The following is a 24,473-nucleotide window of genomic DNA, read 5'->3' on the forward strand; positions in this document are numbered from 1 at the left end:
CATAAAGAGCCCTGGAATATTCACCTCCAGCGCTCTTTTTTGCTGTAAAAGAGTAAAGGGTGTGAGACACCCGTTTGTACGGTCACGCGTTAAAGAGTAACCGCGTGTCTGGCACCCTTTAGTTGGCTAAAGAGTAATTTTTTGTTTAGGTAAACGTTGTCATTGTTTTTGTAAGTTTTAGTGAGGGTTTGGCTGGGAATCAATTCTGCAGAATCACACATTAAAACTATAGTGGAATAGTTGGAGGTCAGAACAATGTCAACAAAAGGAAAGAGTATACACGCCCTCGTGATCTTGATGTTCACTCAGTTTATATCTGGTGGTGTAACGAATACAAAGGGGATTGTACTTGATCAGGTTGAGAAAGACCTTGGTCTTGATATGAGTCAGTTTGGATTAGTCGTATTTATATTTCAGCTTGGTTTTACATTAGCAAGTTTACTCATTGGGTATTATACCGATAAGAAGGGCCTTCGCATTATGACGATCATCGGCTCGATCGTCATGGGTATTGGTTTCCTTGGAACAGGGTTTGCACCTAACATAACGTTCTTTTTAGGGTTCTACATGATTGTTGGCTTTGGGCTTGGTTCCCTTGGTGTCGCATCAAATGCAATTATTCCATCCGCTTATCCGGATAAACAAAACCGAATGTTTAACTTGGCTATGGGCGTTTATGGACTTGGGATGGTCGTCTTTCCGCAGTTCTTAAATTACTTATTCCAATTCGCATCCTGGAGATATTTTTATATTGGTATCGCAGCAAGCTTAGTGGCTGTAATCATATATGTAACCTCTACAAACTTCCCGGATGGTCGTGCAGAGAAAGTTGATATTAAAGCTTTCATACCGATGTTGAAAGACGCACAATTTGTCTTCTTAATGGTCTTCTTAATGCTTGAAGTATCAGCGGAAGTCTCCTTTACGAACTTCTTCCCGTCTTATTTGAAGGGGCTTGATTTAGGAGGACTATCAAATGCTGAAAAGGAAGATATGGTTGCGGGGATCCTATCCTTGTTCTCAGTCTTCTTTATGATTGGACGTTTAGGGGTGGCTTACCTCACCAATTGGTTAAATGAGCGCACCATTTTAATCGCCTTTTCTGTCGGGGCGGTTGTCATGATTGGGATCAGCTTCCTTTACGCCAATAGTTTTCCTTACTTATTCGCAGGTGCAGGGTTCTTCTTCTCAACCTTATTCCCGACGGGTACCGCATTTGGTACATCTATTTCCAAAACAGGCGGATCAGCTCTTGGGTTAATTTATATTGCTGCAGGTATTGGCGGCGGTATTGCAGGGTATATCGTCGGAGTTGCCTCAGAAGTGTTCGGTAAAACAGGCGGCTTTAGTGTCGTTCTTGTCTTCCTAGCACTCATGACCTTAACCACATTCTTTATGGATACAAAGAAATCCAACCAATCAACCTAACATCGTGCCAGACACCCTTTAGTGAGATAAAGGGTGTCTGGCACGCGTTGTTATGGTAGAGAGATAAAGGCATGGGATAGGTGGCAGGATTTTTTTATGGGGATATGGAATAGGGTAGTGAGTGGTTTATTCCATACATGAGGAGGTACGGCAACAATGAAGAAACTTCTTTTAACAGGCTTCGAGCCTTTTTTGGACTTTCCGGTTAACCCAACAATGAAGATTGTCGAAGAGTTAGACGGACAAATAATCAATGGTTATACAATAGTAGGAAAGATATTAACGGTAGAGTTTGGCCGGTCTGGTGAACAACTTGTTCAGCATATTGAAGAAACAAAACCAGATACTGTTATTTCCCTTGGGCTAGCAGGTGGTCGGTATAAGATTACCCCAGAAAGAGTCGCGATCAATTGTAACGATGGAGATGCTGACAATTCTGGGAGGGTTCCTCGCGATGAATGGATTGAAGAGGGGGGACCAGATGCGATTTTTTCAACCCTACCGATTCGTAACATGGTCAATCGATTAGCCGAACAAGAACTACCGGCAGATATTTCAAATACAGCGGGTACGTATTTGTGTAACAATGTGATGTACAGAGCTTTGTTTTATATACAGTCTCATCAGTTGAATACGAAGGCAGGGTTCATTCACATTCCTGCTTCCCACGAATTAGCTATTCAACATAAAAGAATTCCAAGTTGGTCCCATCGTGATTTGCTTGAAGGTATTAAAACATGCATTGATAGTTTAGAATAGCAGGTGATGAAGATGAGAGATATTCAGTACGTACCATTTGGAGAAAACGGAATAAAGGTTGTATTTCCAAATCATATTTCACAAGAAATTCATGAGCGCATATTAAAGCTCTATCAATCGATCAAGCGCCATGCGTTTGATCCGATCACCGATATTGTGCCTAGTTATACCGTCTTAACCGTTTACTTTAATGAAAAGCTTGTTTCGTTCCAACAAATGAGACAGAAGCTAGAATACATATGGGAAGCGGCTAATGAAGAAGATCACAGCAGTTCTTCTAAGGTAGTAACTCTACCAACCTATTACGGGGGGCAAGAAGGGGAAGATTTGCAACAAGTTGCAAAGGAGAACAACCTTTCAGTAGAAGACGTCATTGATCTTCACTCTTCAAGAGACTACCTGACCTATATGATTGGCTTTTTACCAGGGTTCCCTTACCTTGGCGGAATGGACGAGCGGATAGCGACGCCTCGTTTAGAGAAGCCTCGCGCCCGTGTTGAGGCTGGATCAGTCGGAATTGCGGGGAGTCAGACAGGGGTGTACCCAGTTGCTTCACCAGGAGGTTGGAATATTATTGGGCAAACGCCCGTTCCCATCGTTGATTTTACACGGGAAGAACCTTTCTTAATCGCAATGGGAGATTACATCCGTTTCCGACCGGTTCCAAAAGAAGAGTACGAAGATATACTAAAACGGATTCATAACGGGTCCTATACCATTGAAATCATAAACAAGGAGGCGTAGACATGACGCACATTGATATAAATGCAGATCTTGGAGAAAGTTACGGCGCCTTCCAAGTTGGAGAAGATCAACAGCTAATGAAAGTCATTACCTCAGCCAATGTAGCTTGTGGATTCCATGCAGGGGATTACAATGTACTAGCAGAGACGATTGAACAAGCCCGATTAGAAGGGGTAGCTGTTGGAGCTCATCCTGGTTTTCAAGATTTATTTGGTTTCGGACGTCGAGAGTTTAAAGTGAGTCCGTCCGAGGTTTATAACTTAATGACTTACCAGCTTGGTGCTATTGCTGGGGTATGCCGGGTTAAAGGAGTTCAGCTGCAGCATGTAAAGCCCCATGGTGCGCTTTATAATATGGCATCAAAGGATAAGGACATGGCAGAAAGCATTGCTAGAGCGGTGTATGATTTTGAATCAAAATTAATTTTGTTTGGATTAAGCAATAGTGAGCTTGTTCATGCAGGGGAGAAGATGGGGTTAACTGTTGCCAGAGAAGCATTTGCAGACCGTGCTTACACCTCAGAAGGGTATCTTTCCCCGCGATCGGAGAAAGGCTCTGTCCTGACAAGCCTAGAGGAGATTGAGAAACAGGTTCTTTCTATTATTCAAGATGGAACAACCTCTTCTCTTGATGGGAGGACAATATCCCTTGAAGCAGATACGATTTGTTTTCATGGAGACGGAGATTCAGCCTACAAGCATGCCAAGCATATAAAAGATTTATTAAAGAAGAAAGATATTGATGTCTGTAAAGTGGGTGGATCATAGACGTGTCCTATCCATTATGTACAGTAGAGAAAGCAGGAATCGTAACGAGCATCCAGGACATGGGAAGGTTTGGGTATCAGCAATACGGTGTACCTATCTCTGGTGCCATGGATAAAATAGCGCTTCAAATTGGAAATGGTTTAGTAGGAAATCCACTCGATGCTGCGTGTATTGAAGTGACGATGGGAGGGGCGACATTCCGAGCTTCCCGCGATCATGTAGTAGCTATAACGGGGGCGAATTTAGATGCTAAGCTAAATGGAAGAAAAGCCCCTCTATGGTCCACGTTCTTATGGAAAAAGGGAGCTCCCCTTACGTTTAAAGGCCCAGTGGAAGGGGTGAGAGCTTACATAGCAGTGCAAGGAGGCCTGGACTCAGAAATGATTCTAGGCAGTCAATCGGTTTATGAACGGGGTCAAATGGGACGTACTATCCACTCGGGAGATACGTTGTATAGTCGTTCAAATACGGTCGTTCGTAAAAGGATCGGGTTAAGTCATGATAAGCGCCCTTCCTACGATAAAGAGGTAGATGTCAGGGTCGTCGTAAGTCATCATGAATCTTACTTGGAGGAAAGTAGTGTAGAAGCGTTCTTTCACAATCCATATAACGTTTCAACGGGAGATCGCATGGGGATACAGTTAGACGGAGAAGCCTTGAAGTTCCATAACACAGGCGACATTATCTCTGAAGCGGTTACCTTTGGCACGATTCAGGTGCCTTCAAGTGGCTTACCTGTTGTCTTAATGGCTGACAGTCAAACGACAGGAGGATATGTGACGATCGGAAACATTGTCCGAGCTGATTTATGGAAAGTAGCTCAGCTCCCCCCTGGTGGAACAATCCGTTTTCATAGAGTCTCCTATGAAGAAGCCAGAAAACTCTCGGTCGACCTACAAGCTTTTCTATCATCTTTACAGAAAGAAGCTCACTACATCCCATCTAAATAAAGAAGACGCAGGCCTAATCAGCCTGCGTCTTTTTAGTGCTCTAAAGCAACAGCGCGTGCCAGACACCATTCACTGCTGTGAAGGGATGAAGCGTGTCAGACACCCGTCCTCCCTTTAAAGCAATAAAGTGATTAGCCTACGTAACGTTTGAGGATGCGGTCGACGCTTCCGGCGTAGGCTTCTCCGAATAGGTTAAGATGAGCGAGTAAATAGTATAATTGGTAGAGTGGCTTGATGTCTTCGTAATTCTCCGGTAAAGAGAGTTCTTCCTCGTAAGCACGGTAAAAGGCTTCTGAATAGCCTCCAAACACTTCTGTGAAGGCCAGTTCAAATGCATGGTCCCCGTAGAAAACAGATGGATCGATTAAAACAGGTTCTCCATTTGGTCCGCTCATCCAATTCCCGCCCCATAAATCTCCGTGGAGCAAGGAGGGCTTTACATCATGGTTCAGCCACTGTGGCAAACGCTCCATCACTTTCTTTAAGCGAGTCTTCCGCTCAAGAGGCAATTCTCCTCGTTCAGCTGCCATATTGAATTGCGGAACGAGGCGGTAGTCATGATAGTAGGTGGTCCAATCACTTACAAATTGATTGGGTTGGGGAAGTGAACCGATAAAGGTATCCTCTTCGAATCCGAATTGCTCACCATAGGCCTGATGCATCTTAGCAACTCCCCGCCCTAGCTGTTCTTCTGTGTCTTTTTCCTTTTGTCCTTTGATCCACTCCATAATCAGAACGGCCTGTTCGTTCTCGCGGGGTTCATCATAATAGTAGACTTCTGGTACACGGATGGCTTTTGTATCCCGTATTAAAGAAAGCCCCTTCGCTTCAACACGGAAGAAGTGTTCCGGAACCTGTTGGTTGACCTTTACGAAATATTCTTCTTCCTTCGTTTGAATATAAAGAGCGTCGTTAATATCTCCGCCCGAAATCGACTTAGATTTTTGGATGGAGGAAGAATCCCCCATTGATTCTAATGCGTTTTGAATGGCTTTATTCATCCTATTCACTCCTAGAAAGGTTGTTATCTATTATCGTATATCCTGGAATCGAATTTTTCTAACCATAATCTTCGATAACAATAGGTTTTTCAAGAGCTCGATACTTAGATCAACAATAAAGAACCACACAAAAAAAGACCCTTAAGGCACGTGTGGGCCAAGGGTCCTTTCGTAAACTGTCTATACATCAATTAAGACAGCGCAGTTTCCTGTCCCACTTTAGAATGAGACTCTCTGAATTCTTTCGGAGTAACGCTTGTGTACTTTTTGAATAGTGAGGTGTAGTAGCTTTGGTTGCAAAATTGAAAGAGGGTGGCAATATCGGATATAGGAGTAGTGGTGTGAAGAAGAAAGTATTTGGATTCCTCAATCCGCTTCTGATTAATATACTGGACGACCGAGACGCCTACTTCTTTCTTAAATAGGTGTGATAAATAACTTGGACTGACCAAACTATTCTGTGCAATCGAGTCGAGCGTAAGATCTTCTAAAATGCGATCGTGAATAAAGGCGATCGCCTGATTAACGACTTTACTGTAGGGGAGCGTTTCTTCTTTGTTTAGACGCTCAATAAACTGCTTGAGCATCTCTCGTTCAAGCTGAAAAAGTTGCTCCACGTCATCGGTTCTTTCAATGAGCTCGACGTAGTGATCACTTAATTCGAAAGCGTCTTCCGGCTGTACCCCGCTATGAATAATTGTACGGGTAAAGAGGGTACAAGAACTTACGAGAACATTCTTAACGGAACGCAATGTCGGGTTTGGTGAAATGATCGCTCGTTCTTCATTTATAGAATGTAAGAGTTGATGGGCTTTTTCCTGGTCCCCTTGTGAGACAGCGACAAGTAGTTGGCGTTCCATCAAATAAGATGGATGTAAGTAATCATGGTTGCGATTCTGTAAGCGAACTTTCATAAACTGTTCAATTGTTGCCTGTTTAATAGACGTACTCATTATGTCACCTACAAATCTAGTTTTTTAACGATTTTAATATAATTGTAAGCGATTTCGCAACAAAATCAAGGCGTTTTCGAATATTTTTTGTAAAATTGGAAAATTTAATCTTTTTATTCAGGGAATAAAGGCTCGAAAGATTCTGGAAGAAGCCGCTTAGAGTGCTTAAGGATTAGCTTCCAAGCGGCTCCTTCCTAGTTGGTTTACGTTACCTCTTTAGAATAGGCAACGATTGTCGTGTGTTCTGTGAAACCAAAGTCTTTATACAATCGCTCTGCATGAGGATTGCTAGCGCGGACAGGGACGGTCACAATGGATAGCTCAGCCTCTTGGAAGGCATGATGACAAGCGTATTGAATTAAAGCCGATCCGATCCCTTGCCCTTGCTCTGTGTCTTCCACTTGTAAGAAGCAAATTTCACCTTCATCCATCCCTTCGATTTGTTCAAAGAAGAGATACCCTTTCATCTGGTCCTTTTCTTTATAGCACCATAATGAAAAGTGGGGATCCTGAATCAGGTGGGTCATCTCTGCTGCGTTAAAGAAGGCTGCACTAGGGTGCAGTTCCTCGAGTTTCTCAAATGATCCCTCGTAAGGAACCACGGATGGACTGAGAGGGGCTTGTTTATAATTCTGTCTGGGCAAGATTAAATTCTTCTCCCGATTGTATAATTGGAATCCTTCCCCCTCACAAAATTGGACAAGAGGGCGGTTTTGTTCGAAAAAGGCGACCTTAACCTGAGAATAGATCCCCTTCCAGTAAGAGAGGGCTGTATTCCAGAGTTCTTCAATCGTGTGAGGTGCATGTTCACCATAGGCAAATGGTCCAAGCAAGCGTCCTACCGTTTCCTCTTCAAACGGCTCGAGCCCAATAAACCCTACCATTTCACTTTGTTCAAAGGCTACAAAGGCGTGAGGATTCTCGGAATGGATCAAAGGATATAATTGAGCCTTGATCGCTTCTGGCTCCGATTCCAGCCAGGCGATATAATGGTCGTCCTTATCATTTAACTGGGCTAACCAGTGGCTAACAAAAGCAAGGTGGTCTTCTTTTAATACTTGAATATCCATTATGATCTCAACCTTTTCTTTACGTTTTGTGTCCTTTTGGTATGGGGAACATCATTCCCATGGTCTTACTCAACCATACCAAATTACATACATTCTCCCAAAACGAGAGGATTGTGTGTGTAAAAAAAGGGTACAAATACCATAGAGAGACGAGAGGGGGAATGGATGCACTTGAGGTATCATGCACTTTATCGAATTACAATCATCGTAGGAATGGCTTTGAAATTCTTCTGGCAATTATTCTGGTTTCAACGCGTCCATCGCATTTGGGATGAACGAACGAGGGATAAATGGCAACGCCTTCTGGTGAAGCAAGCGAAAGAATATCGCCAGAAAGCACTAATGCTTGAGGGTTTGCTCATTAAATTTGGGCAGTTCTTAAGCACCCGCGCTGACCTCCTGCCCCCTGTGTTTCTAAAGGAGTTAGAAGGATTAGTGGACAGGGTCGAACCTGTTCCATTTGAGAAATCAAAAGCGATTTTAGAGGAAGAATGGGGAGGCGACGTTTCCAAGCACCTTAAGGAAATTGGAGATGAGCCTGTCGCATCTGCATCCATTGGAGAGGTATATAAAGGAAAGCTCCATAATGGCAAGGAAGTAGCCGTTAAAATTCAGCGATACCGAGTGGAGAAAATTTTTCACACAGATTTCAAAGCCCTTCGGATCGTCTTTTGGCTTCTGGGTCGCTTAACATCGATTGGAAAGAAAGCAGACCTTGGCGCTTTGTATCGTGAACTTGTCTACGTAATGGGGAAAGAGCTTGATTTCACAGATGAATTGAAGCATTCCCTTTACTTTAAGCAAAGATTCTCCGGGTTTAAAGGAGTATACGTTCCAGACTACTATGAAGATCTATCCACAAGACGTGTGCTTGTTATGGAATGGATAGAGGGTGTGAAGATTACAGATGAGTCCTTTATAAGCGAGAATAACTTAAAACGGGAGGATCTGGCGAAACGAGTATTCGATTTATTCGTTGAACAGCTAGTATCTGATGGCATGTTTCACGCCGACCCCCATTCAGGGAATCTGATGGTCCGGTCTGATGGAACCATTGTCATGATCGACTTCGGAATGGTAGGCGAGATTAGTAAGGAAGATGCCAGTTATATACGTATGATTATACAGGGGTTCATTATGGACGATTACGATAAAGTAATCGGCGCACTTGAAGATATGGATTTCCTTCTTCCATACGCCAATCGTCAAAAAGTAAAACGTCTATTAAAAGAAACGGCTGACATGTATTTGCAGGGTGACTTTGAGAAATTTGACCAGGAAGCTCTCAATCAAATTATGAAAGACCTGCAAGAATTTGTGAAAGAACAGCCGATCCAAATGCCTGCAGACTACGCATTCCTAGGTAGAGCAGCATCAATCGTGATCGGGGTACTTACAACCGTCTATCCGGATATCGACCTCATGAAGTGGGGGAAACCTGTTATTAAGCAATGGGTATCTGGCGGTGAATCAGATGCCAGTCTTTATAAAGAAGTGATTAAAGATACAGCTAAACCGCTTCTTTCCTTACCTAAATCGTTAAATGAATACTTAACAGATGCCCCGAGACAAAGGGCCTTTGAAGAGAGAAAGCAACAACGTCAAATGTTTCATCACTATTACTTCTTTTATGCGTTTTTATCCTTTTTCCTTTTCATTGGAGGAGGAGGATTTGCATTATATAGCTTCCGGAATCTGGAATCATTGTATCTGTACATCGGTCTGGCGACAGGGGCAACGGGTTTTGTTGCATTTGTACTCGTAGCCTCGGTGCATTTCAGAACCATTAAGGTTACAACAAAAGATAGGAGGAATAAGGGTGAGTGATCTACTAAAGAAAGGGTTTTTAATCGGCATTGGTGCTGCACTGAATGGAAAAGAGAAAGTTGAAAAAGTCTATAATGAAATGGTGGAAAAGGGTCAGATAAGTCCTTCAGAGGCGAAGGAAGCGATGCGCGAATTTCGTGAAAGAGGCGAAGCGCAAAATGAAAAATGGAACGCTCAAACAGAAGCCTATTTCCGCGAGCAAATCCGCGACCTTGGCTTCGTGACGAAAGAAGAATACCATGCTTTAGAAGAACGCATTCAAAAACTAGAGCAACTCCATCAATCCTCATCTTCAACTGACGAAGAAGATCAGGAACAATAAAACGGTTGAAAGCTCATCCCTTAGTGGGTGAGCTTTTTGTATGGGTACTGAAACGCCTGCTACCAGTTATAAGAAAACCGCTCCCTCTGAGATTGATCCAGGGGGAGCGGTGGAATATAGTTAAGAACGTTGTGCCGTTTGGTCATAAAGCATAGCCACGGCTTGTTTCAATGTAGCTTTCGTAATCACATCTTCTTTTGTTTTAGAGACAAGACCCATCTGCACAGCGCGCATACTTAAGTCAGGGCGCATGCCGGTTAGGACTGGCTTAAGACCAAGAATCTCGAGGGAAGTAAGCAACTTCTCTAAGTGACTCATAAACAAGTCATCTACATGGTAGACCCCGGATAAGTCAATAACGAGCCAATCGATATCGAGTTCATTAGCTTCTCTTAGCGTTTCTTCAATAATGACATTAGCCCGTTTTTCATCAATCTCGCCAATAATTGGTAAGATTGCTACGTGATCCATGATAGGGACGATCGGCGTGGATAATTTCAAGTACTTTTCTTCATAATCATGTAACTTGCGCTGCTCGACTTTTGAGAAAGCCAGTGTAAAGCCATGAACCATGTAATTAAATAACGTATCAATGCGATTCACAATGTCCATTAGCTCTTTGAATGACTCATTTCGCCCTTGCATTTGGCCTTCCACGAAAGTCCAAATCGCTTCCTTATATAGGCTCAGTTTAGAGATATAATCTGATAGAATGCCCTGACGTTTCGCCACAGCTTCACCAATGTTCTCCCCTAAATCCGTAGCCTTCTGAGTAGAATCTTCCTTCTCCACAATATTGTTTCCAATCATCGTGACAACTTTCTCTAGAAAGGAAAGCATATCTTTCTGATCGTTTTCAGCTAGCCCACTATACTCCTTTGGATAATGCTTCTCTAGCAGTTCTAGAATAGAAGAAGCAATCGTAGAGGAGTGGGTTTGTAATTGTTCTTGAAAGAAAGAGTAATAATGTGAGTGTGTCATAGTCTACTTCAATCCTCCATTTAAATTCCATTTTCTAAAAATCATTATAAGCATTTTAAAAAAAGAAGTAAATTCATGATGCCCCATTACGCGAAGGAAGTTTTACACAATTTAGTAATCTTTAGTTTCATACGGTTAAGAGAGGGATATAGAGTAAGAAATCACCATCTGCCGGGGAAAGTGAGGAGAATCAATGCAGAAGCTTAAATTACTAGTGATTTCATGCATCGTGTTTTTGACAGGGTGTAACTTGAGAGTATTAGATCCAAAAAGTGAGACGGCTAGAGATCAGTCTTTCTTAATCCAATTTAGTTTCGCTCTTATGATGATTGTATTTGCAATCGTTATCATTCTATTTATCTGGTTTATATCAAAGTATAAGCAAAATGAGCAAAATAAAGATTACATACCTCCAGACGATAAAGGGAGTCCGTGGCTTGAGATTACTTGGACGGTGCTTCCTTTTATATTATTAGCGATATTAGCTGTTCCGACGGTATCCATTACGTTCGAACAGTCCGCACAAATAGAAGCGACACCAACAGATGCCGTCCAAATTGAAGTGACCGGTCGTCAATTCAGTTGGACTTTTTCGTACGAGAATGGTGTTGAAGCTGTGAACGACCTGAGGTTACCGGTTGATCGTCCGGTTGAGTTCACGCTTCGTTCTGAAGATGTGATTCACTCTTTTTGGATCCCAAAGCTTGGGGGAAAGAAGGATCTTATTCCCGGGAAGACAAGGAGAATGATTGTGACTCCAGAGGAAACGGGAACCTATCAAGGGAAATGTGCGGAGTTTTGCGGGCGTGAACATGCGCAGATGAGGTTCACGACAACCGTTATGGAACAAGGCGAGTACCAACAGTGGTTAGAAGAAATGAAGGAGAAAATTGAGTAAAGGGTGGAGTAGATGACATTTGAGTTGTTTGATCGAACATTTTATATAGCATCTGACGTTTTACTGGCCTACGTAGCCCTGATAGGTACAGGCCTTGGGGTCGTATATTTGGTTCATCGGTCGAACAAATGGCCGGTTATAAAAGAGTACGTAACGACGACGCATCACCGAAAGATCGGTGTTCTTTATTTGCTCTCAGCGACTCTCTTCTTTCTACGAGCTGGCATTGAAGCACTTATTATCCGTGTGCAGCTTGCTGTCCCGGAGAATGACTTTTGGGTCTTTCAAGGTGATAAATTTAACGAAGCCTTTACGACCCATGGCACAATCATGATCTTTTTTGTAGCGATGCCTCTTTTGATTGGTCTAATGAACGTCGCAGTTCCTCTTCAAATTGGCGCCCAGGATATGGCCTTTCCATACCTGAACGCCATTAGTTTCTGGCTGTTTCTTGCCGGGGCCATTCTTGTGAACATGAGCTTCTTTATGACAGCCTCTCCGAACGCAGGTTGGACAGCTTATGCCCCTTTATCGACAGCTGAGTTTACACCGGAAGCAGGGAACGATTATTACATATTTGGATTACAAGTATCCGGGATGGGGACGATTTTAGCGGCCATTAATATGATTGTAACGATTGTTCGTCACCGTGCGCCCGGTATGAAGATGACGCGTATGCCACTATTCGCATGGTCGACCCTTATTACAGCGTTTCTGATTCTTATCGCCTTTCCTGTCCTTACAATTGCCCTTTATATTCTTATGTTTGATCGCTTATTTGGCACGTCATTCTTCTCAGGGGAAGCAGGGTCACCTATTTACTGGCAGCATTTGTTCTGGATATTCGGTCACCCAGAGGTGTATATCATCGTCATTCCAGCATTCGGTATTTTCTCAGATGTCATATCCACATTTTCAAGGAAACGGGTGTTTGGATATACATCGATGGTTGTAGCGATCGTCATTATAGGACTCCTCGGCTTCATGGTGTGGGTGCACCATATGTTTACCGTCGGCTTAGGTCCTGTCGTCAATACCGTATTTGCGATTACGACGATGCTTATTGCCGTTCCAACCGGGATCAAGATCTTTAACTGGTTGTTTACGATGAGAAAAGGGGTCATTCGTTTAGATACTCCTATGTTGTTCGCAGCTGGATTTATTCCTACCTTCGTAATCGGGGGAGTAACAGGGGTGATGCTTGCTGTGGCAGCGGCTGATTTTCAGTTCCATGATACGTACTTTGTAGTGGCCCACTTCCATTACACAATGGTCGGTGGAACCGTGCTAGGAGCTTTTGCTGGAATCTATTACTGGTTCCCGAAGATGTTTGGATTTAAGTTAAAGGAAAAGTGGGGGAGGGCTCACTTCTGGCTCTTCTTAATCGGCTTTCATATTACTTTCTTCCCGCAGCATTTTGCAGGATTGAACGGAATGCCTCGCAGGGTATATACCTATGCGGCTGAAGATAATGTATTTACCTTTAACTTTATCAGTACCATCGGGGCTTTTATGATGGGGATTGGAACCTTATTTTTCGTCTGGAATATTTATAGAAGCTTTAAGGATCCAGATAGGTGTGGGGACGATCCTTGGGATGGACGAACTCTTGAATGGAGTGTACCTTCTCCTTCGCCAGAACATCCTTTCGACCCGATGCCTCAGGTTACGACGATAGACCCTTTATGGGAAGCGAAACGAAATAGAGGAGGAAAGCTACCTATTGCTAAGACATCCAGATCAGCGCCGGTTGATGTAGAGTCGTGGCAACCTGTAAGCTTCTTCGGACTCATTCTGGCCCTTTCGCTCTCCTTTATTTATCACGTGACATGGCTGCAGATTCTCTTTGGCATACTGGTACTGGCTTTCTTCGCGCTACGTACGTTAACGGATGAACATACAAGAATGAAAAAGGAGGAGGAAGGACATGACCACACATAAAAGTGCGCTATTTGGCGATAAGCAGCTCGGGTTTGCTTTGTATTTAATAGGTGAACTCATTATGTTTGCTACGTTATTTGCGACGTACTTCCTTTTCACTCCTTCAGCTATTAATCCAACACCTAGTGAAACATTTGAATTGCGAACCGTCGTGATCACCTCGATTTGTTTGTTGAGTAGCAGTGCTACCATTCACTACGGTGAAAAGGCGTTTGAAAAAGGGAAGCAAAAAGGCGTTTGGGTTGGGCTAATCACAACAATCCTTCTAGCTACAGCTTTCATGGGGTTTGAAATTCACGAATTCTATATGTATGTGTCAGAAGGTTATACATTAACAGAAAACTTATTCTTGTCCTCTTTCTATATTCTTGTAGGTCTTCATGCCTCACACGTTTTATTCGGGATAGGGTGGATGCTCTTACTGTGCTACCACTACCCGCGTATCCCTGCAGCAGCCTACGGGGAAAAACAAAAGATTTTCAGCTACTATTGGCACTTCGTCGATATCATCTGGGTGTTTATTATTACGTTCGTTTATGGACCGTACTTGTTTTAGGAGGGAAAGAAAATGATCAATACCATTCTATTAAGCATATTAGTCGGCCTTGTTTTACTCATTATTCTCATACCACTGTTGCTGGTTTTCCGTGTCTATTTTCATGACGAACATCAGAAGGAGCATTCGATTTTAAGAAACTATCCTGTTCTCGGAAAGGCGCGCTACTTTATAGAGAAGATGGGACCAGAATTACGCCAGTATTTATTTAATGAAGACAATGAAGGGAAACCTTTCTCGAGAAAGGAATTCCAACAAGTGGTTGTGGCTGGTAAATACAACAGCCGGATGATTGGATTTGGATCGGAACGCCCCTTTCAGGAGGACGGCTTCTTCCTAGTGAATCACATGTTCCCGACTCTCGATGAAGAGATCCGTGTAGAGCAAGAGCCTAAAGTTCGGACGAAAACTTACCAGATTGATGATGAGAAACTGTTCTCTCGAAAAGAACACAGGGAAGACGATCAAATAAAGCCGTATTACCTTCAAGAGGACGATGCCATTGTACTTGGTAACAATCGAGCCAAGCACCCCTTTCACGTTAAAGGAGTAATTGGCCAATCCGCTATGAGTTATGGATCCTTAGGGGAGAAAGCCATTACGGCTCTCTCAGAAGGACTCGGGATGGCTGGTGGAACGTGGATGAATACGGGAGAAGGAGGTCTATCTCCCTATCATTTAAAAGGGAACGTTGATATCATCATGCAAATTGGTCCAGCCATGTTTGGTGTCCGAACAAAAGACGGCGATTTTTCATGGGAAGAGTTTAAAGATAAATGCAACACAGAACAAGTGAAGGCTTTTGAACTTAAATTAGCTCAAGGCGCAAAGACCCGTGGAGGTCACCTGGACGGAGAGAAAGTCTCCGAGGAAATTGCCCGCATTCGAATGGTAGAAGAGGGCCAATCAATCGACAGCCCGAATCGTTTTAAAGGAATCGATACCCCTCAACAATTGCTCTCCTTTCTACAAGAATTACGAGACGTAGGGGGCAAGCCTGTAGGAATGAAGATTGTAGCCGGAAGCCATGATGAGGTCGAAACACTTGTAAAAGCCATAAAAGATACAGGCATTATACCCGATTTTATTACGGTTGATGGAAGTGAAGGTGGAACAGGAGCGTCCTATTATGAATTGGCCGAAGGAGTTGGACTCCCGATCTTCTCAGGTCTCCCACTAGTCCATGGGCTCCTGAAGAAGTACGGCCTGCGAGACGAAACCTACATCATTGCCTCTGGTAAACTGCTAACCCCAGAGAAAGCAGCCACCGCACTCGCTCTTGGAGCCGATATGATTAATATCGCAAGAGGATTCATGCTAAGCGTTGGATGCATTATGGCCCAGGTCTGTCACACCAACAACTGCCCTGTAGGAGTAGCCACTACAGACCCGGACCTACAAAAAGCCTTAAGCATCGAAGAAAAGAAATACAGAGTCTGCAACTACCTCGTCTCCATGCGAGAAGGACTCTATTACATCGCCGAAGCCGTAGGCGCCCAATCACCAAGAGGCCTAAACCAATCCCACCTTGTCTATAAAACTAAAGAAAGCCAAACCTACACAATGGACGAATGGTTACACAAGGTATAATTTGGTGCCAAACCATAAAAATACCGTCGACAAACCTTGATATAACAAGGAATTTGTCGAAAAGTTACACGTGAAACAATAGTTAGAATTTTAACTATTCTCCACCAACGAAACCTTCAAGCATATGCTTGAAGGTTTTTTGTATGGAGGTACAAGTTAAAGGAGTCTTTACTTACCTATAAAAGTGCTAGGGCTTGCTCGGGGACTACTCGCTTTCTGTAGCTCGCAATGGGGTTTGTTTTTTCGTTTGCCTCCCCCTCTTCATTTTAGCTGTGGGGCCGTTTCTCCATTTTTGATAAGGGGTGACCGGGGAACGGGGAGACTCCTGCGGGAGAGAGAGCTAGATCGAGATCCCGCAGAGAGCGTTAGTGCACTGAACCCTTAAATTTGGACACATTCATCAAGCCGCAGCTTGGTGAAGTTCTCTATAAGCTACCGGACTTTTCCCGTTGAGCTTCATTTTGATTCGTTTATGGTTGAAGTAATGGATATACTGGTCCATTTTTTGTTTGAAATCCTCTAGGTTCTCAAATGTTTGATTATATAAAAACTCTGTCTTAAAAATACTAAAGAAATTTTCTATCACCGCATTGTCATGGCAGTTTCCTTTTCGTGACATACTTTGGACGATCCCCTTTTCCGCTAGGGTCTTACGGTATTGAGGCATTTGATAGTGGACACCTTGATCCGAATGCATTAGTAGTTCATCATCGTCAGTCAGACGATCAAAAGCGTCCTCTAACATGGTTTCAACTAGTTTATATGTTGGTCTGAAATCAAGGTTATACGCAATGATTTCACCATTAAATAAATCCTGTACAGGAGATAGATATAACTTTTTACCAAATAGCTTGAATTCCGTTATATCCGTTACCCATTTTTGGTTTGGCGCTTGAGCTGTGAAGTCTCGGTTAAGGGTGTTATCTGCGATTTTGCCAACTTGACCTTTGTACGACACATACTTCTGGCGTCGCACTCTGCTTTTTAAACCTAGTTCTTTCAAGATGCGGGCTACTTTTTTATGGTTGAGCTTGTAACCGCGATTTAAGAGCTCCATGTGAATACGGCGATAACCATAACGACCAGCGTGCTCATGGTAGATAGAAGAGATGGACTCTTTAAGATCGCCGTCTGGGTCCTGTTGATTCATTTTTAGGGCTTGATAATAATAAGTATTGCGCTTTAGTCCGGCAACTTGAACGAGAAGTTTCACCGAGAAATCGTTCCTTAGTTCATACACTACTTGCGCTTTGATTTGGTTGTCTGTTGGTCTTTTTCTTGAACTAAGGCTCTCAACTTTTTTAGGTATGCATTTTCGGCACGAAGGTATTCTAGCTCTTCCTGCATCTTTTTCATATCGTTTTGAGAAGGCTGTTCCGATTGATTCTGGTTCTTACGATTACTCATTTCAGACCGTCCCTTTCCTGCCGATTCAAGGGCCTTAACGCCTCCTTCTTTCCACTTTTTCCTCCATCGTCTCACCATAGAGAAGTGAGGAACACGAAAGATGGCAGAGGCTTCTCGAATCGAGTAATTCTTATTTTCGATCAATTGAATTACCTTCATTTTAAATTCAGCAGGATAGTTTGTATAGGGTGGAATAAAAGCCTCATCACCGTGATATTGATAAAGTTTCACCCAGTAACGGATTACGGAGTCATCAACACCAATTTCATTAGATAAATATCGATAGCTTGTTGTTTCATTTAAGTATCGTTTAGCGATGTCATGTTTCATACCTGGTGTTACTTGGTTCATATCTGCACCTCCCATTTTGGATAGTGTCCAAAAATAGGGGTGCAGTTCATTAGCGAACGAGGAAGCTCGACAGCTCGCCCGCGGAAAGCGAGTCGTTCCCCGGTCACCCCCTAGCACTCTCAACCGTAACGGCCTCATTATTATAAAGCATAAAATGACAGCTTTCTCACATGCTAGGAAGAGCACGCCTAGAAATGAGGAGAAAAGTATGAACTGGTTTTCAATCATCCCCTTTATCGTCGTCGTCATCACCGCCATTGCCACCAAACAAGTCATCCCCAGCCTCTTCTTCGGAGTCGTCGTAGCAGGCTATCTCGTAACCCCAGACTGGCTGGGCGGAATGACGCAAGCACTCGAATTCGTCATTAAAGGATTGTCAGATCCTAATAATTTAAAAATCATTATTTTCCTATACGCTTTTTCAGGATTAATTGGATTAGTACGCATCTCGGGCGGGATTAAAGGATTCGTTCAAACGGCAACCGAAAAGATTTCTGGGCGAAAAGGGGCGTTTGCTCTGACATGGTTATCAGCCCTCGGTACGTTCAGCGCTCCTAGCTTTCGTATCGTAACAATTGCTCCTGTTATGAAAGCGATGGTAAAGAAGTTACCTATGACAAAGCAAGAGCTTGGGTTTGTGATTGAAACGACAGCATCCCCATTTGTTGTCCTTGTCCCTGTGGCCACTGCGTTTGTTGGATATATGTCTTCTGTTATTGGAATGGCGATGGATCAAAACGGGATTGAAGGGGACCCGTACATGTTCTTCCTACGAAGCATTCCGTTTAACTTCTTTGCGATCTCTATGATTCTTATTGGATTCTATCTTAGCTTCTTTCATAAGAGTAAGAAACAAGCTACCGATGCGGAAAACAGTAAGGCTGAAGAGGAAAAGGAAGGGGAGGATGATGACGATCAATGGGAAGACTGTCATCCTTCTGTTTCGAAAGACCTTCCTTCGAACTTTTGGCATCTCATCCTTCCGTTAGCTAGTGTTATTATCTTCACGTTTTTCTTTATGTATATGCTCGGCGTGAAAAAAGAAGGGGCCCAAGGATTCGAAGCCTTAATCAATGCGAATGTGTTAGATGCGATGGTCTTAGCCGTTGTCCTTTCGATTGCGTGGTTCATCATTTATTTAAAGATACGTTCTTATCCACTTCGTAAACAAATGAATGAACTGATTGAAGGTGGCAACGAAATGATGAGCGTCATCCTTTTGTTAGCTATGGTCTGGGGTTTGAGCAAAGGATCTGAAGCCCTGAATTTCGCTCAAACCATATCAGAATCCCTTCAATGGATCCCCGCGTCGTTTGTCGCGGTCCTTGTCTTCTTAATTGGATGTGCCCTGTCGTATTTTATCGGATCATCATGGGGGACGTGGGGAATCTTGATGCCAGTAGGTGTATCCATTGCGGCAGTAAGCGGAAGTTCCTTGCCAATTGTAATAGGAGCTGTGTTTGCCAGTGGAACATTCGGGGCATTCTCTTCTCCGCTTAGTGATAATACCAATACAACAGCAGGGATTTTAAACTTAAATGCTGTGCGTTACGCCAAATTTAAGTTTAAGCCCGCAGCGATTGCTGCGGGCGTAGCATCCGTTTTGTATTTGGCCTTGCCCTTCTTTTTGTAAAAATAGCTAGGAGGTATGGGTATGGATTTAAAGTCTGGATCTTTATTGTGGGTGGAAACATTCAAAGGGGGAAAGAGGTATTCTCGGGTCACTGCTAACCTAACTTGTGATGTGGTGGTGGTCGGAGGAGGGATTTCTGGTGCGATTATCTCAAGAGAACTAGTGGAAGCAGGTTTAGATACCATCCTCGTTGATAAACGGGAGATTGGTCAAGGATCCACTTCTGCTAATACTGGATTACTGCAATTTTCGAATGATAAGTCGCTTACTTCTTGCATGGCAACTTACGGAGAGCAAGAAGGCCTTCGTTATTATCAGATGTGTTTGGAAGGCATTAATAAAGTTCAAGCTTTAGCAGAAGAATGTACGGTAGACCCTGACTTTATAAAGCGTGACAGCCTGTGCTTTGCATCATCTGTTCAGGACCTTCCTTTTTTGCAAGCAGAGTATAAAACGCTAAAGAAGTATGGATTCCGAGTAGATTATTTAGAGCAGCAGGACATAGAGCGCTCCTTCTCATTTTCAAAACCTGGTGCGATCTATGCGAAAGGGGATGCCGAGATCAATCCGTTTACCTTTACGATTGGCCTCATAGATGCCAATGAGAAGAAAGGTCTTCGAGTGTTTGAGAACACAGAAGTCGTGGATCATCATGAGGATGAAGGGGAAGTGACACTCCTTGTAAAAGGGGATTTCACCATTCGTTCTAAGTTCGTGGTGTATGCCACAGGATACGAAGCGCAGCAGATGAAGCGGAACAAAAATGCGGTATTAGAAACGTCTTTTGCGATTGCAACAGAGCCCGTTTCTCACTTCCCGGGTTGGAAGGATCGATGCTTAATTTGGGAGACGGCGAGGCCCTATTTGTACGCACGCACGACAGCAGATAACCGTATTGTAATAGGCGGATTGGATGAAACGTTTATAGGAAAAGGTCAAAGAGAACGATCTTTACAATCCAAAAGGGATCAACTTCTTGACTCGTTAAGGGCTCTGTTTCCAGGTTTAGAAGGTATTCGAGCGGATTATTACTGGGGGGCTGTATTTGGAAGTACGCATGATGGGTTTCCGATTATTGGCCCTCAACCAGAATTTCCTCGGAGTTTCTTCGCGCTAAACTACGGAGGCAATGGAACGATGTATTGTACCATTGCAGCTGAGTTAATTCGAGACTTTATTGTAAAAGGGAGTCATCCAGACGCGCCTATTTTTTCATTTTTTCGCTCACCTAAAAAATCCAATAAAACCAAAGATGAAAACGCTTAATCTAAGCCTGGCAGATTAAGCGTTTTTTAAATTTGTGTTTAAATTGTTGACAATTATCAGAAAACTTGTAATATAATATACACATCTCATGTTAGAAAACCTAACATAAAACGTTAAGGAGGAGTTACAGTGAGTGAAATAGGTATGATGAACAGTTTGTGGACGATGGTATCTGCTATTTTGGTTATTTTAATGATAGGTGGGTTTATCCTTTTAGAAGCGGGATCCACACGCATGAAGAATGCGGGTCATATTGCTGGGAAAACGATATTCACATTTGGGATTTCATCTTTAGTCTTTTGGGCAGTTGGATATGGATTGATTTTTGGTGAAGGGAATGCATTCGTTGGGTTGTCGAACTTCTTCTACGGCGGAACGATCGATGCTGGAGGAGATTTAGCTGAAACGGTATTCTTTGTATTCCAACTCGCTTTCGCAGGGATTGCTCTAACGATTGCGTTTGGAGGGTTTGCTGAACGCGCGAAGCTTTCATCTTATATCTGGTTTGCGGTATTATTCTCTGTCTTTATCTATCCTGTTGTCGCTCATTGGATTTGGGGTGGGGGCTGGTTATCAGAACATGGGAAGCAAGACTTCGCTGGTTCTACAGTCGTTCACTTAACGGGAGCTATGGCAGCACTTGCGGCTACAATGATCTTGAAGCCGCGGATTGGCAAATACAATAAAGACGGAAGTGTAAATGAAATCGAAGGTCACAACCAAGTCTATACATCACTCGCTGTCCTCCTTTTATGGGTAGGTTGGTTCGGTTTCAACGCAGGCAGTACGGTTTCTGTCGACGGTGCATTCTTTGGTTACGTTGCTTTAAATACACAATTGGCTGCAGCGGCTGGGGCGGTTGCTGCGATGTTCATTACGATGATTCTTACGAAGAAATGTCAGATTACAACGATGCTAAACGGTGCTCTGGCAGGTCTCGTTGCCATCACAGCGTCTTGTGCGTTCGTAGCTCCTTGGGCAGCGGTTGTCATTGGACTGATTGCAGGTGTAATTGTTCATTACAGCATGTCCTTCTTCGAGAAACGACAAATTGATGATCCAATCTTTGCTCTATCGGTTCACGGTGTTGCGGGAGTTTGGGGCACCCTATCAACTGGTTTCTTCGCTACTCCAGAACTTGCAGCAGCAAACGGTGGTCGCGCTGGTCTTCTATACGGCGGAGGATTTGAACAACTAGGCGTTCAGGCTCTTGGCGTTGGAGCTAGCGGTCTGTATGCATTTGTTGTATCATTCGTTTTCCTTAAAATCATCCAAAAAGCAATGGGCGGTATGCGCGTATCGAAAGAAGAAGAGCTTCTTGGGCTTGATATGAGTGAGCACGGAAGCTATGGCTATCCAGAAGTCTTCTCTAGAACGCCGCACAAACAGCAGCAAACAAGCTAATTCAAGAAACTCGGAACGCCTGGGGTCCTCCTCCTGGGCGTTTTTTTGTCAAAATTGATATCATCTCATAAAAAATCCCTCTATAAAGAAGCAGCCTACCCATGCGGGAGGCTGCTTTCTTACGCTGGCGTATCTTTGAAAGGGTTCTTTGGAGATTGTGATAACCGGTATCCCCCGTATAATAGAAGGAAAATGGAAAAGGCAAGCAGTTCTAGATTAATATAATACCAGATCCCTGACCCTAATAAATCAAGAGGTGTGTCTGCGGTTGGAGCTCTTGATAGAAATAAATAATTCGATCCGATCTCTCGGTTAATAAAGAAAACAAACACCGCATACAAGTTCAAGATTCCAAATGTACCAAGCAGGGAACGAAACGTAATGGTGACAGGAGATGTTAGAATTAAGAATAAACTCGCCCAAGAGATGGCCATGTGGTGAGAGAAAAACTTCAAAAATCGATAATGTGGAAAGGCGTTAGGTAATTCTGGTGTTAGTAAAGCCAGGAACGCTGGAATAATTCCGATAAAGAAATTAAACTGAATGAGTGCTTTGTTCTGTGTAACAAGGGCAATCATGGCTAGAATAGAGGCAACACCACATAAATGAAGGGGAACAAACTCTCTCGTGCTCCATATATCATTCGTAATAGCGAAAAGCTGATAGGTCGCTTCTGAGATTAGCAATATAGAAAACAACGTCCACCTAATCCAATTTCTATACAGCGAGGAACGTTTGAGGGTTCGGTAACTGAATAAGAGAATGAGAATCCCTGCCGCGAACAAGGTTAAAATGACGATGTGACCTGTCATTAACGGTTGAAATGGTTGGTGCACGTCGTTGCCAAACCATCGTTCCATAAACATACTCCTTTTTGATTGTTTTTTCCATCTTATCACAAGGAGTGGTGGGAGAGCAGTATAACGATAGGGAGAAAGGGGAAGCTACATGGGGAATAAAGCGAATTGCTTTCAATGTAAGTATTTCTATACAACATGGAATCCTGCTTTTCCTCGAGGATGTAAAGCGTACGGCTTTAAAACGAAAGAAATTCCTTCTGTACTCGTGGAGAAGACAACAGGCTCACCATGTGAAGCTTTTCAAAAGAAAGCATCACAACCTGCGTCACGAAAGAAATCAAGTTCACGTTTTGATATTCGTCTGTGATATGTAAATGATTTGAAATGTCTGAAACTATATCGCGAATCGTTCGGATTTGTGGTATAGTTTTTCATATTTCAGAAAAAAAGAGAGAAAAATGAGTGAAGGGAGTTCTGTGTTTATGGCAAGAGAGAAATGGCAGTCCAAACTCGGATTTATGCTTGCTGCCATGGGATCAGCCGTTGGACTGGGTAACATTTGGCGCTTTTCCTATGTGGCAGGAGAAAATGGAGGAGGAGCCTTTCTTCTATTATATTTAGCATTTGTCCTTCTGATTGGGATACCAGTTCTATTATCTGAGTTTAGTATAGGCAGAGAGGCTCAAAGTGACGTAGTCGGATCTTATCAAAAGTTAGCCCCTAAGAAGCCGTGGTTTATTCAAGGGTATATGGGCTTGATTTGCTCCTTTCTGATACTAGGTTTTTATAGCGTAGTAGCAGGTTGGTCTTTGTATTATTTTTGGAATTATCTTAATACTTCATTTTTTACAATGCCTGATGGCGGTTATGAAGCAGTCTTTGGGACATTTATAACAAACCCTGTATCTCCGTTGTTCTGGCATGGTTTATTTATGGTGATAACAATCCTTGTTGTATTAACAGGAGTGAAAGATGGAATTGAACGAGCGAGTAAAATCTTCATGCCGACATTAGCGGTGTTATTGATCTTGCTGGCCGTTTATAGTCTCACGCTAGAGGGTGCAAGTGAAGGATTAACGTTCTTGTTCCAGCCAGACTGGTCGATTCTTGAAGACCCATCTGTTTACTTGGCCGCATTAGGACAAGCGTTCTTCTCCTTAAGTCTCGGTATGGGAGGAATGCTGACATATGGAAGTTATTTATCCAAAGATGAATCCCTGCCATCTGCGACAGTGGGGATCGGGCTGATGGATACTTTCTTTGCGGTTATTGCGGGAGTGGTGATCTTCCCTGCCGTATTTGCTTTTAACATCTCGCCAGAATCAGGCCCGAACCTGGTTTTCATTACGCTTCCTGGAGTGTTTGAACAAATGCCGTTTGGTGGGGTTGTCGGACTCGTGTTCTTCTTCCTGCTTTGTTTAGCTGCGCTGTCTTCATCCATTTCTATATTAGAAGTTCCAGTTGCTTATTTTATGCGTAGGTTCGGATGGGGGCGTACATTATCGAGTGCCGTCCTCGGATTGTTTATGTATCTCCTTGGCGTTGCTGCATCCCTTGGTATGGGCCGGTGGTCAGATGTAACGATTATCGGGGATCGTGATATTATGGGCTCAATGGAGTTCGTTGCTTCCGATGTGTTCCTACCTCTTGGCGGTCTGGTTATCGCCTTGTTCGTTGGTTGGCACTGGTCTAAAGAGGAGGCTTTTGAGGCCACTGATATGGGATCATTAGGGCCTATTCGACACATTTGGCGTTTTCTAGTAAAATTTGTAGCGCCGGTTTGTATTGCGATTATCTTCTTATCGTCAGTCGGGATCCTGTAATG

Annotated in this window: 22 protein-coding genes; 16 read left to right on the forward strand and 6 right to left on the reverse strand. The window is 43.3% G+C overall.

Translation table 11 applies throughout. From position 1 onward, the window contains the following. The first annotated feature begins 255 nt into the window (after positions 1 to 255). From LQ226_RS09535 to LQ226_RS09555, 5 genes are all read left to right on the forward strand, one after another. Complete coding sequence (locus tag LQ226_RS09535) at positions 256 to 1,428, forward strand: MFS transporter (RefSeq protein WP_231417665.1); 1,173 nt, start codon at positions 256 to 258, stop codon at positions 1,426 to 1,428. Positions 1,429 to 1,584: 156 nt separating this feature from the next. After that, positions 1,585 to 2,187 (forward strand): pyroglutamyl-peptidase I, encoded by a 603-nt coding sequence (gene pcp / locus LQ226_RS09540; protein WP_231417666.1) that lies wholly within the window; start codon positions 1,585 to 1,587, stop codon positions 2,185 to 2,187. Positions 2,188 to 2,199: 12 nt separating this feature from the next. Then, positions 2,200 to 2,931, forward strand: a complete 732-nt coding sequence (gene pxpB, locus LQ226_RS09545; protein ID WP_231417667.1) for a 5-oxoprolinase subunit PxpB — start codon at positions 2,200 to 2,202, stop codon at positions 2,929 to 2,931. Between the two features lie 2 nt (positions 2,932 to 2,933). Beyond that, a complete protein-coding gene (locus tag LQ226_RS09550) occupies positions 2,934 to 3,698 on the forward strand; it encodes a LamB/YcsF family protein (RefSeq protein WP_231417668.1) in 765 nt (254 codons plus the stop codon). Positions 3,699 to 3,700: 2 nt separating this feature from the next. Then, positions 3,701 to 4,648: a 5-oxoprolinase subunit C family protein gene (locus tag LQ226_RS09555; RefSeq protein WP_231417669.1), complete on the forward strand. Its 948-nt coding sequence runs from the start codon at positions 3,701 to 3,703 to the stop codon at positions 4,646 to 4,648. Positions 4,649 to 4,779: 131 nt separating this feature from the next. Here LQ226_RS09555 and LQ226_RS09560 read toward each other — a convergent pair whose 3' ends face one another. From LQ226_RS09560 to LQ226_RS09570, 3 genes are all read right to left on the reverse strand, one after another. Next, a complete protein-coding gene (locus LQ226_RS09560; RefSeq protein WP_231417670.1) occupies positions 4,780 to 5,649 on the reverse strand; it encodes a fructosamine kinase family protein in 870 nt (289 codons plus the stop codon). Between the two features lie 191 nt (positions 5,650 to 5,840). After that, on the reverse strand, positions 5,841 to 6,602 hold the full coding sequence (locus tag LQ226_RS09565) for an AraC family transcriptional regulator (RefSeq protein ID WP_231417671.1): 762 nt from the start codon (positions 6,600 to 6,602) through the stop codon (positions 5,841 to 5,843). Between the two features lie 203 nt (positions 6,603 to 6,805). Then, positions 6,806 to 7,672 carry a GNAT family N-acetyltransferase gene (locus tag LQ226_RS09570; RefSeq protein ID WP_231417672.1) on the reverse strand — a complete coding sequence of 289 codons (867 nt, stop codon included), beginning with the start codon at positions 7,670 to 7,672 and terminating at the stop codon, positions 6,806 to 6,808. 171 nt (positions 7,673 to 7,843) lie between these two features. On the opposite strand from LQ226_RS09570, the gene LQ226_RS09575 reads away from it, so the two are divergent. Together LQ226_RS09575 and LQ226_RS09580 are read left to right on the forward strand one after the other, a co-directional pair. Then, the gene (locus LQ226_RS09575) at positions 7,844 to 9,499 is read left to right on the forward strand and encodes an ABC1 kinase family protein (protein WP_231417673.1); all 1,656 of its coding nucleotides are present in this window, start codon (positions 7,844 to 7,846) and stop codon (positions 9,497 to 9,499) included. After that, positions 9,492 to 9,821, forward strand: a complete 330-nt coding sequence (locus tag LQ226_RS09580) for a phasin family protein (RefSeq protein WP_231417674.1) — start codon at positions 9,492 to 9,494, stop codon at positions 9,819 to 9,821. Before LQ226_RS09575 ends, LQ226_RS09580 begins: the two co-directional genes overlap by 8 nt. 120 nt (positions 9,822 to 9,941) lie before the next feature. Here LQ226_RS09580 and LQ226_RS09585 read toward each other — a convergent pair whose 3' ends face one another. Then, positions 9,942 to 10,802 (reverse strand): STAS domain-containing protein, encoded by an 861-nt coding sequence (locus LQ226_RS09585; RefSeq protein ID WP_231417675.1) that lies wholly within the window; start codon positions 10,800 to 10,802, stop codon positions 9,942 to 9,944. Between the two features lie 193 nt (positions 10,803 to 10,995). On the opposite strand from LQ226_RS09585, the gene coxB reads away from it, so the two are divergent. The 4 genes from coxB to LQ226_RS09605 are packed head-to-tail and all read left to right on the forward strand — an operon-like array spanning position 10,996 to position 15,787. Next, positions 10,996 to 11,700: a cytochrome c oxidase subunit II gene (coxB, locus tag LQ226_RS09590; protein WP_231417676.1), complete on the forward strand. Its 705-nt coding sequence runs from the start codon at positions 10,996 to 10,998 to the stop codon at positions 11,698 to 11,700. Positions 11,701 to 11,712: 12 nt separating this feature from the next. Further along, entirely contained in the window at positions 11,713 to 13,641 is a 1,929-nt protein-coding gene (gene ctaD, locus LQ226_RS09595) for a cytochrome c oxidase subunit I (RefSeq protein WP_231417677.1), read from the forward strand. Further along, on the forward strand, positions 13,628 to 14,197 hold the full coding sequence (locus LQ226_RS09600; protein ID WP_231417678.1) for a cytochrome c oxidase subunit 3: 570 nt from the start codon (positions 13,628 to 13,630) through the stop codon (positions 14,195 to 14,197). Before ctaD ends, LQ226_RS09600 begins: the two co-directional genes overlap by 14 nt. A 12-nt stretch (positions 14,198 to 14,209) precedes the next feature. Continuing rightward, on the forward strand, positions 14,210 to 15,787 hold the full coding sequence (locus tag LQ226_RS09605; protein ID WP_231417679.1) for an FMN-binding glutamate synthase family protein: 1,578 nt from the start codon (positions 14,210 to 14,212) through the stop codon (positions 15,785 to 15,787). 400 nt (positions 15,788 to 16,187) lie between these two features. On the opposite strand, the gene LQ226_RS09610 is transcribed toward LQ226_RS09605, so the two are convergent. Beyond that, positions 16,188 to 17,545 (reverse strand): IS3 family transposase gene (locus LQ226_RS09610; protein ID WP_231417680.1). Its coding sequence is split into 2 segments (ribosomal slippage): positions 16,188 to 17,077 and positions 17,077 to 17,545, totalling 1,359 coding nucleotides; the frame shifts between segments, so codons are not numbered across the junction. Between the two features lie 208 nt (positions 17,546 to 17,753). Between LQ226_RS09610 and LQ226_RS09615 the strand changes: the two genes are divergently transcribed. The 3 genes from LQ226_RS09615 to LQ226_RS09625 all read left to right on the forward strand — a co-directional run bounded on the left by LQ226_RS09615 (position 17,754) and on the right by LQ226_RS09625 (position 21,848). Further along, positions 17,754 to 19,178 (forward strand): Na+/H+ antiporter NhaC family protein, encoded by a 1,425-nt coding sequence (locus tag LQ226_RS09615; protein WP_231417681.1) that lies wholly within the window; start codon positions 17,754 to 17,756, stop codon positions 19,176 to 19,178. A gap of 21 nt (positions 19,179 to 19,199) precedes the next feature. Continuing rightward, complete coding sequence (locus LQ226_RS09620; RefSeq protein WP_231417682.1) at positions 19,200 to 20,444, forward strand: NAD(P)/FAD-dependent oxidoreductase; 1,245 nt, start codon at positions 19,200 to 19,202, stop codon at positions 20,442 to 20,444. 144 nt (positions 20,445 to 20,588) lie between these two features. Further along, positions 20,589 to 21,848 (forward strand): ammonium transporter, encoded by a 1,260-nt coding sequence (locus LQ226_RS09625; RefSeq protein ID WP_255688513.1) that lies wholly within the window; start codon positions 20,589 to 20,591, stop codon positions 21,846 to 21,848. 119 nt (positions 21,849 to 21,967) lie between these two features. Here the strand turns inward: LQ226_RS09625 and LQ226_RS09630 are convergent, their stop codons facing one another. Continuing rightward, the gene (locus LQ226_RS09630; protein WP_231417684.1) at positions 21,968 to 22,708 is read right to left on the reverse strand and encodes a YwaF family protein; all 741 of its coding nucleotides are present in this window, start codon (positions 22,706 to 22,708) and stop codon (positions 21,968 to 21,970) included. 88 nt (positions 22,709 to 22,796) lie between these two features. Here LQ226_RS09630 and LQ226_RS09635 point away from each other — a divergent pair, with 88 nt between their 5' ends. Together LQ226_RS09635 and LQ226_RS09640 are read left to right on the forward strand one after the other, a co-directional pair. Further along, a complete protein-coding gene (locus LQ226_RS09635; RefSeq protein WP_231417685.1) occupies positions 22,797 to 23,015 on the forward strand; it encodes a uracil-DNA glycosylase in 219 nt (72 codons plus the stop codon). Between the two features lie 115 nt (positions 23,016 to 23,130). Further along, a complete protein-coding gene (locus LQ226_RS09640) occupies positions 23,131 to 24,471 on the forward strand; it encodes a sodium-dependent transporter (protein WP_231417973.1) in 1,341 nt (446 codons plus the stop codon). Positions 24,472 to 24,473 lie beyond the last annotated feature (2 nt).

The organism is Pontibacillus sp. HN14 (assembly GCF_021129245.1).
Classification (GTDB): Bacteria; Bacillota; Bacilli; order Bacillales; family BH030062; genus Pontibacillus.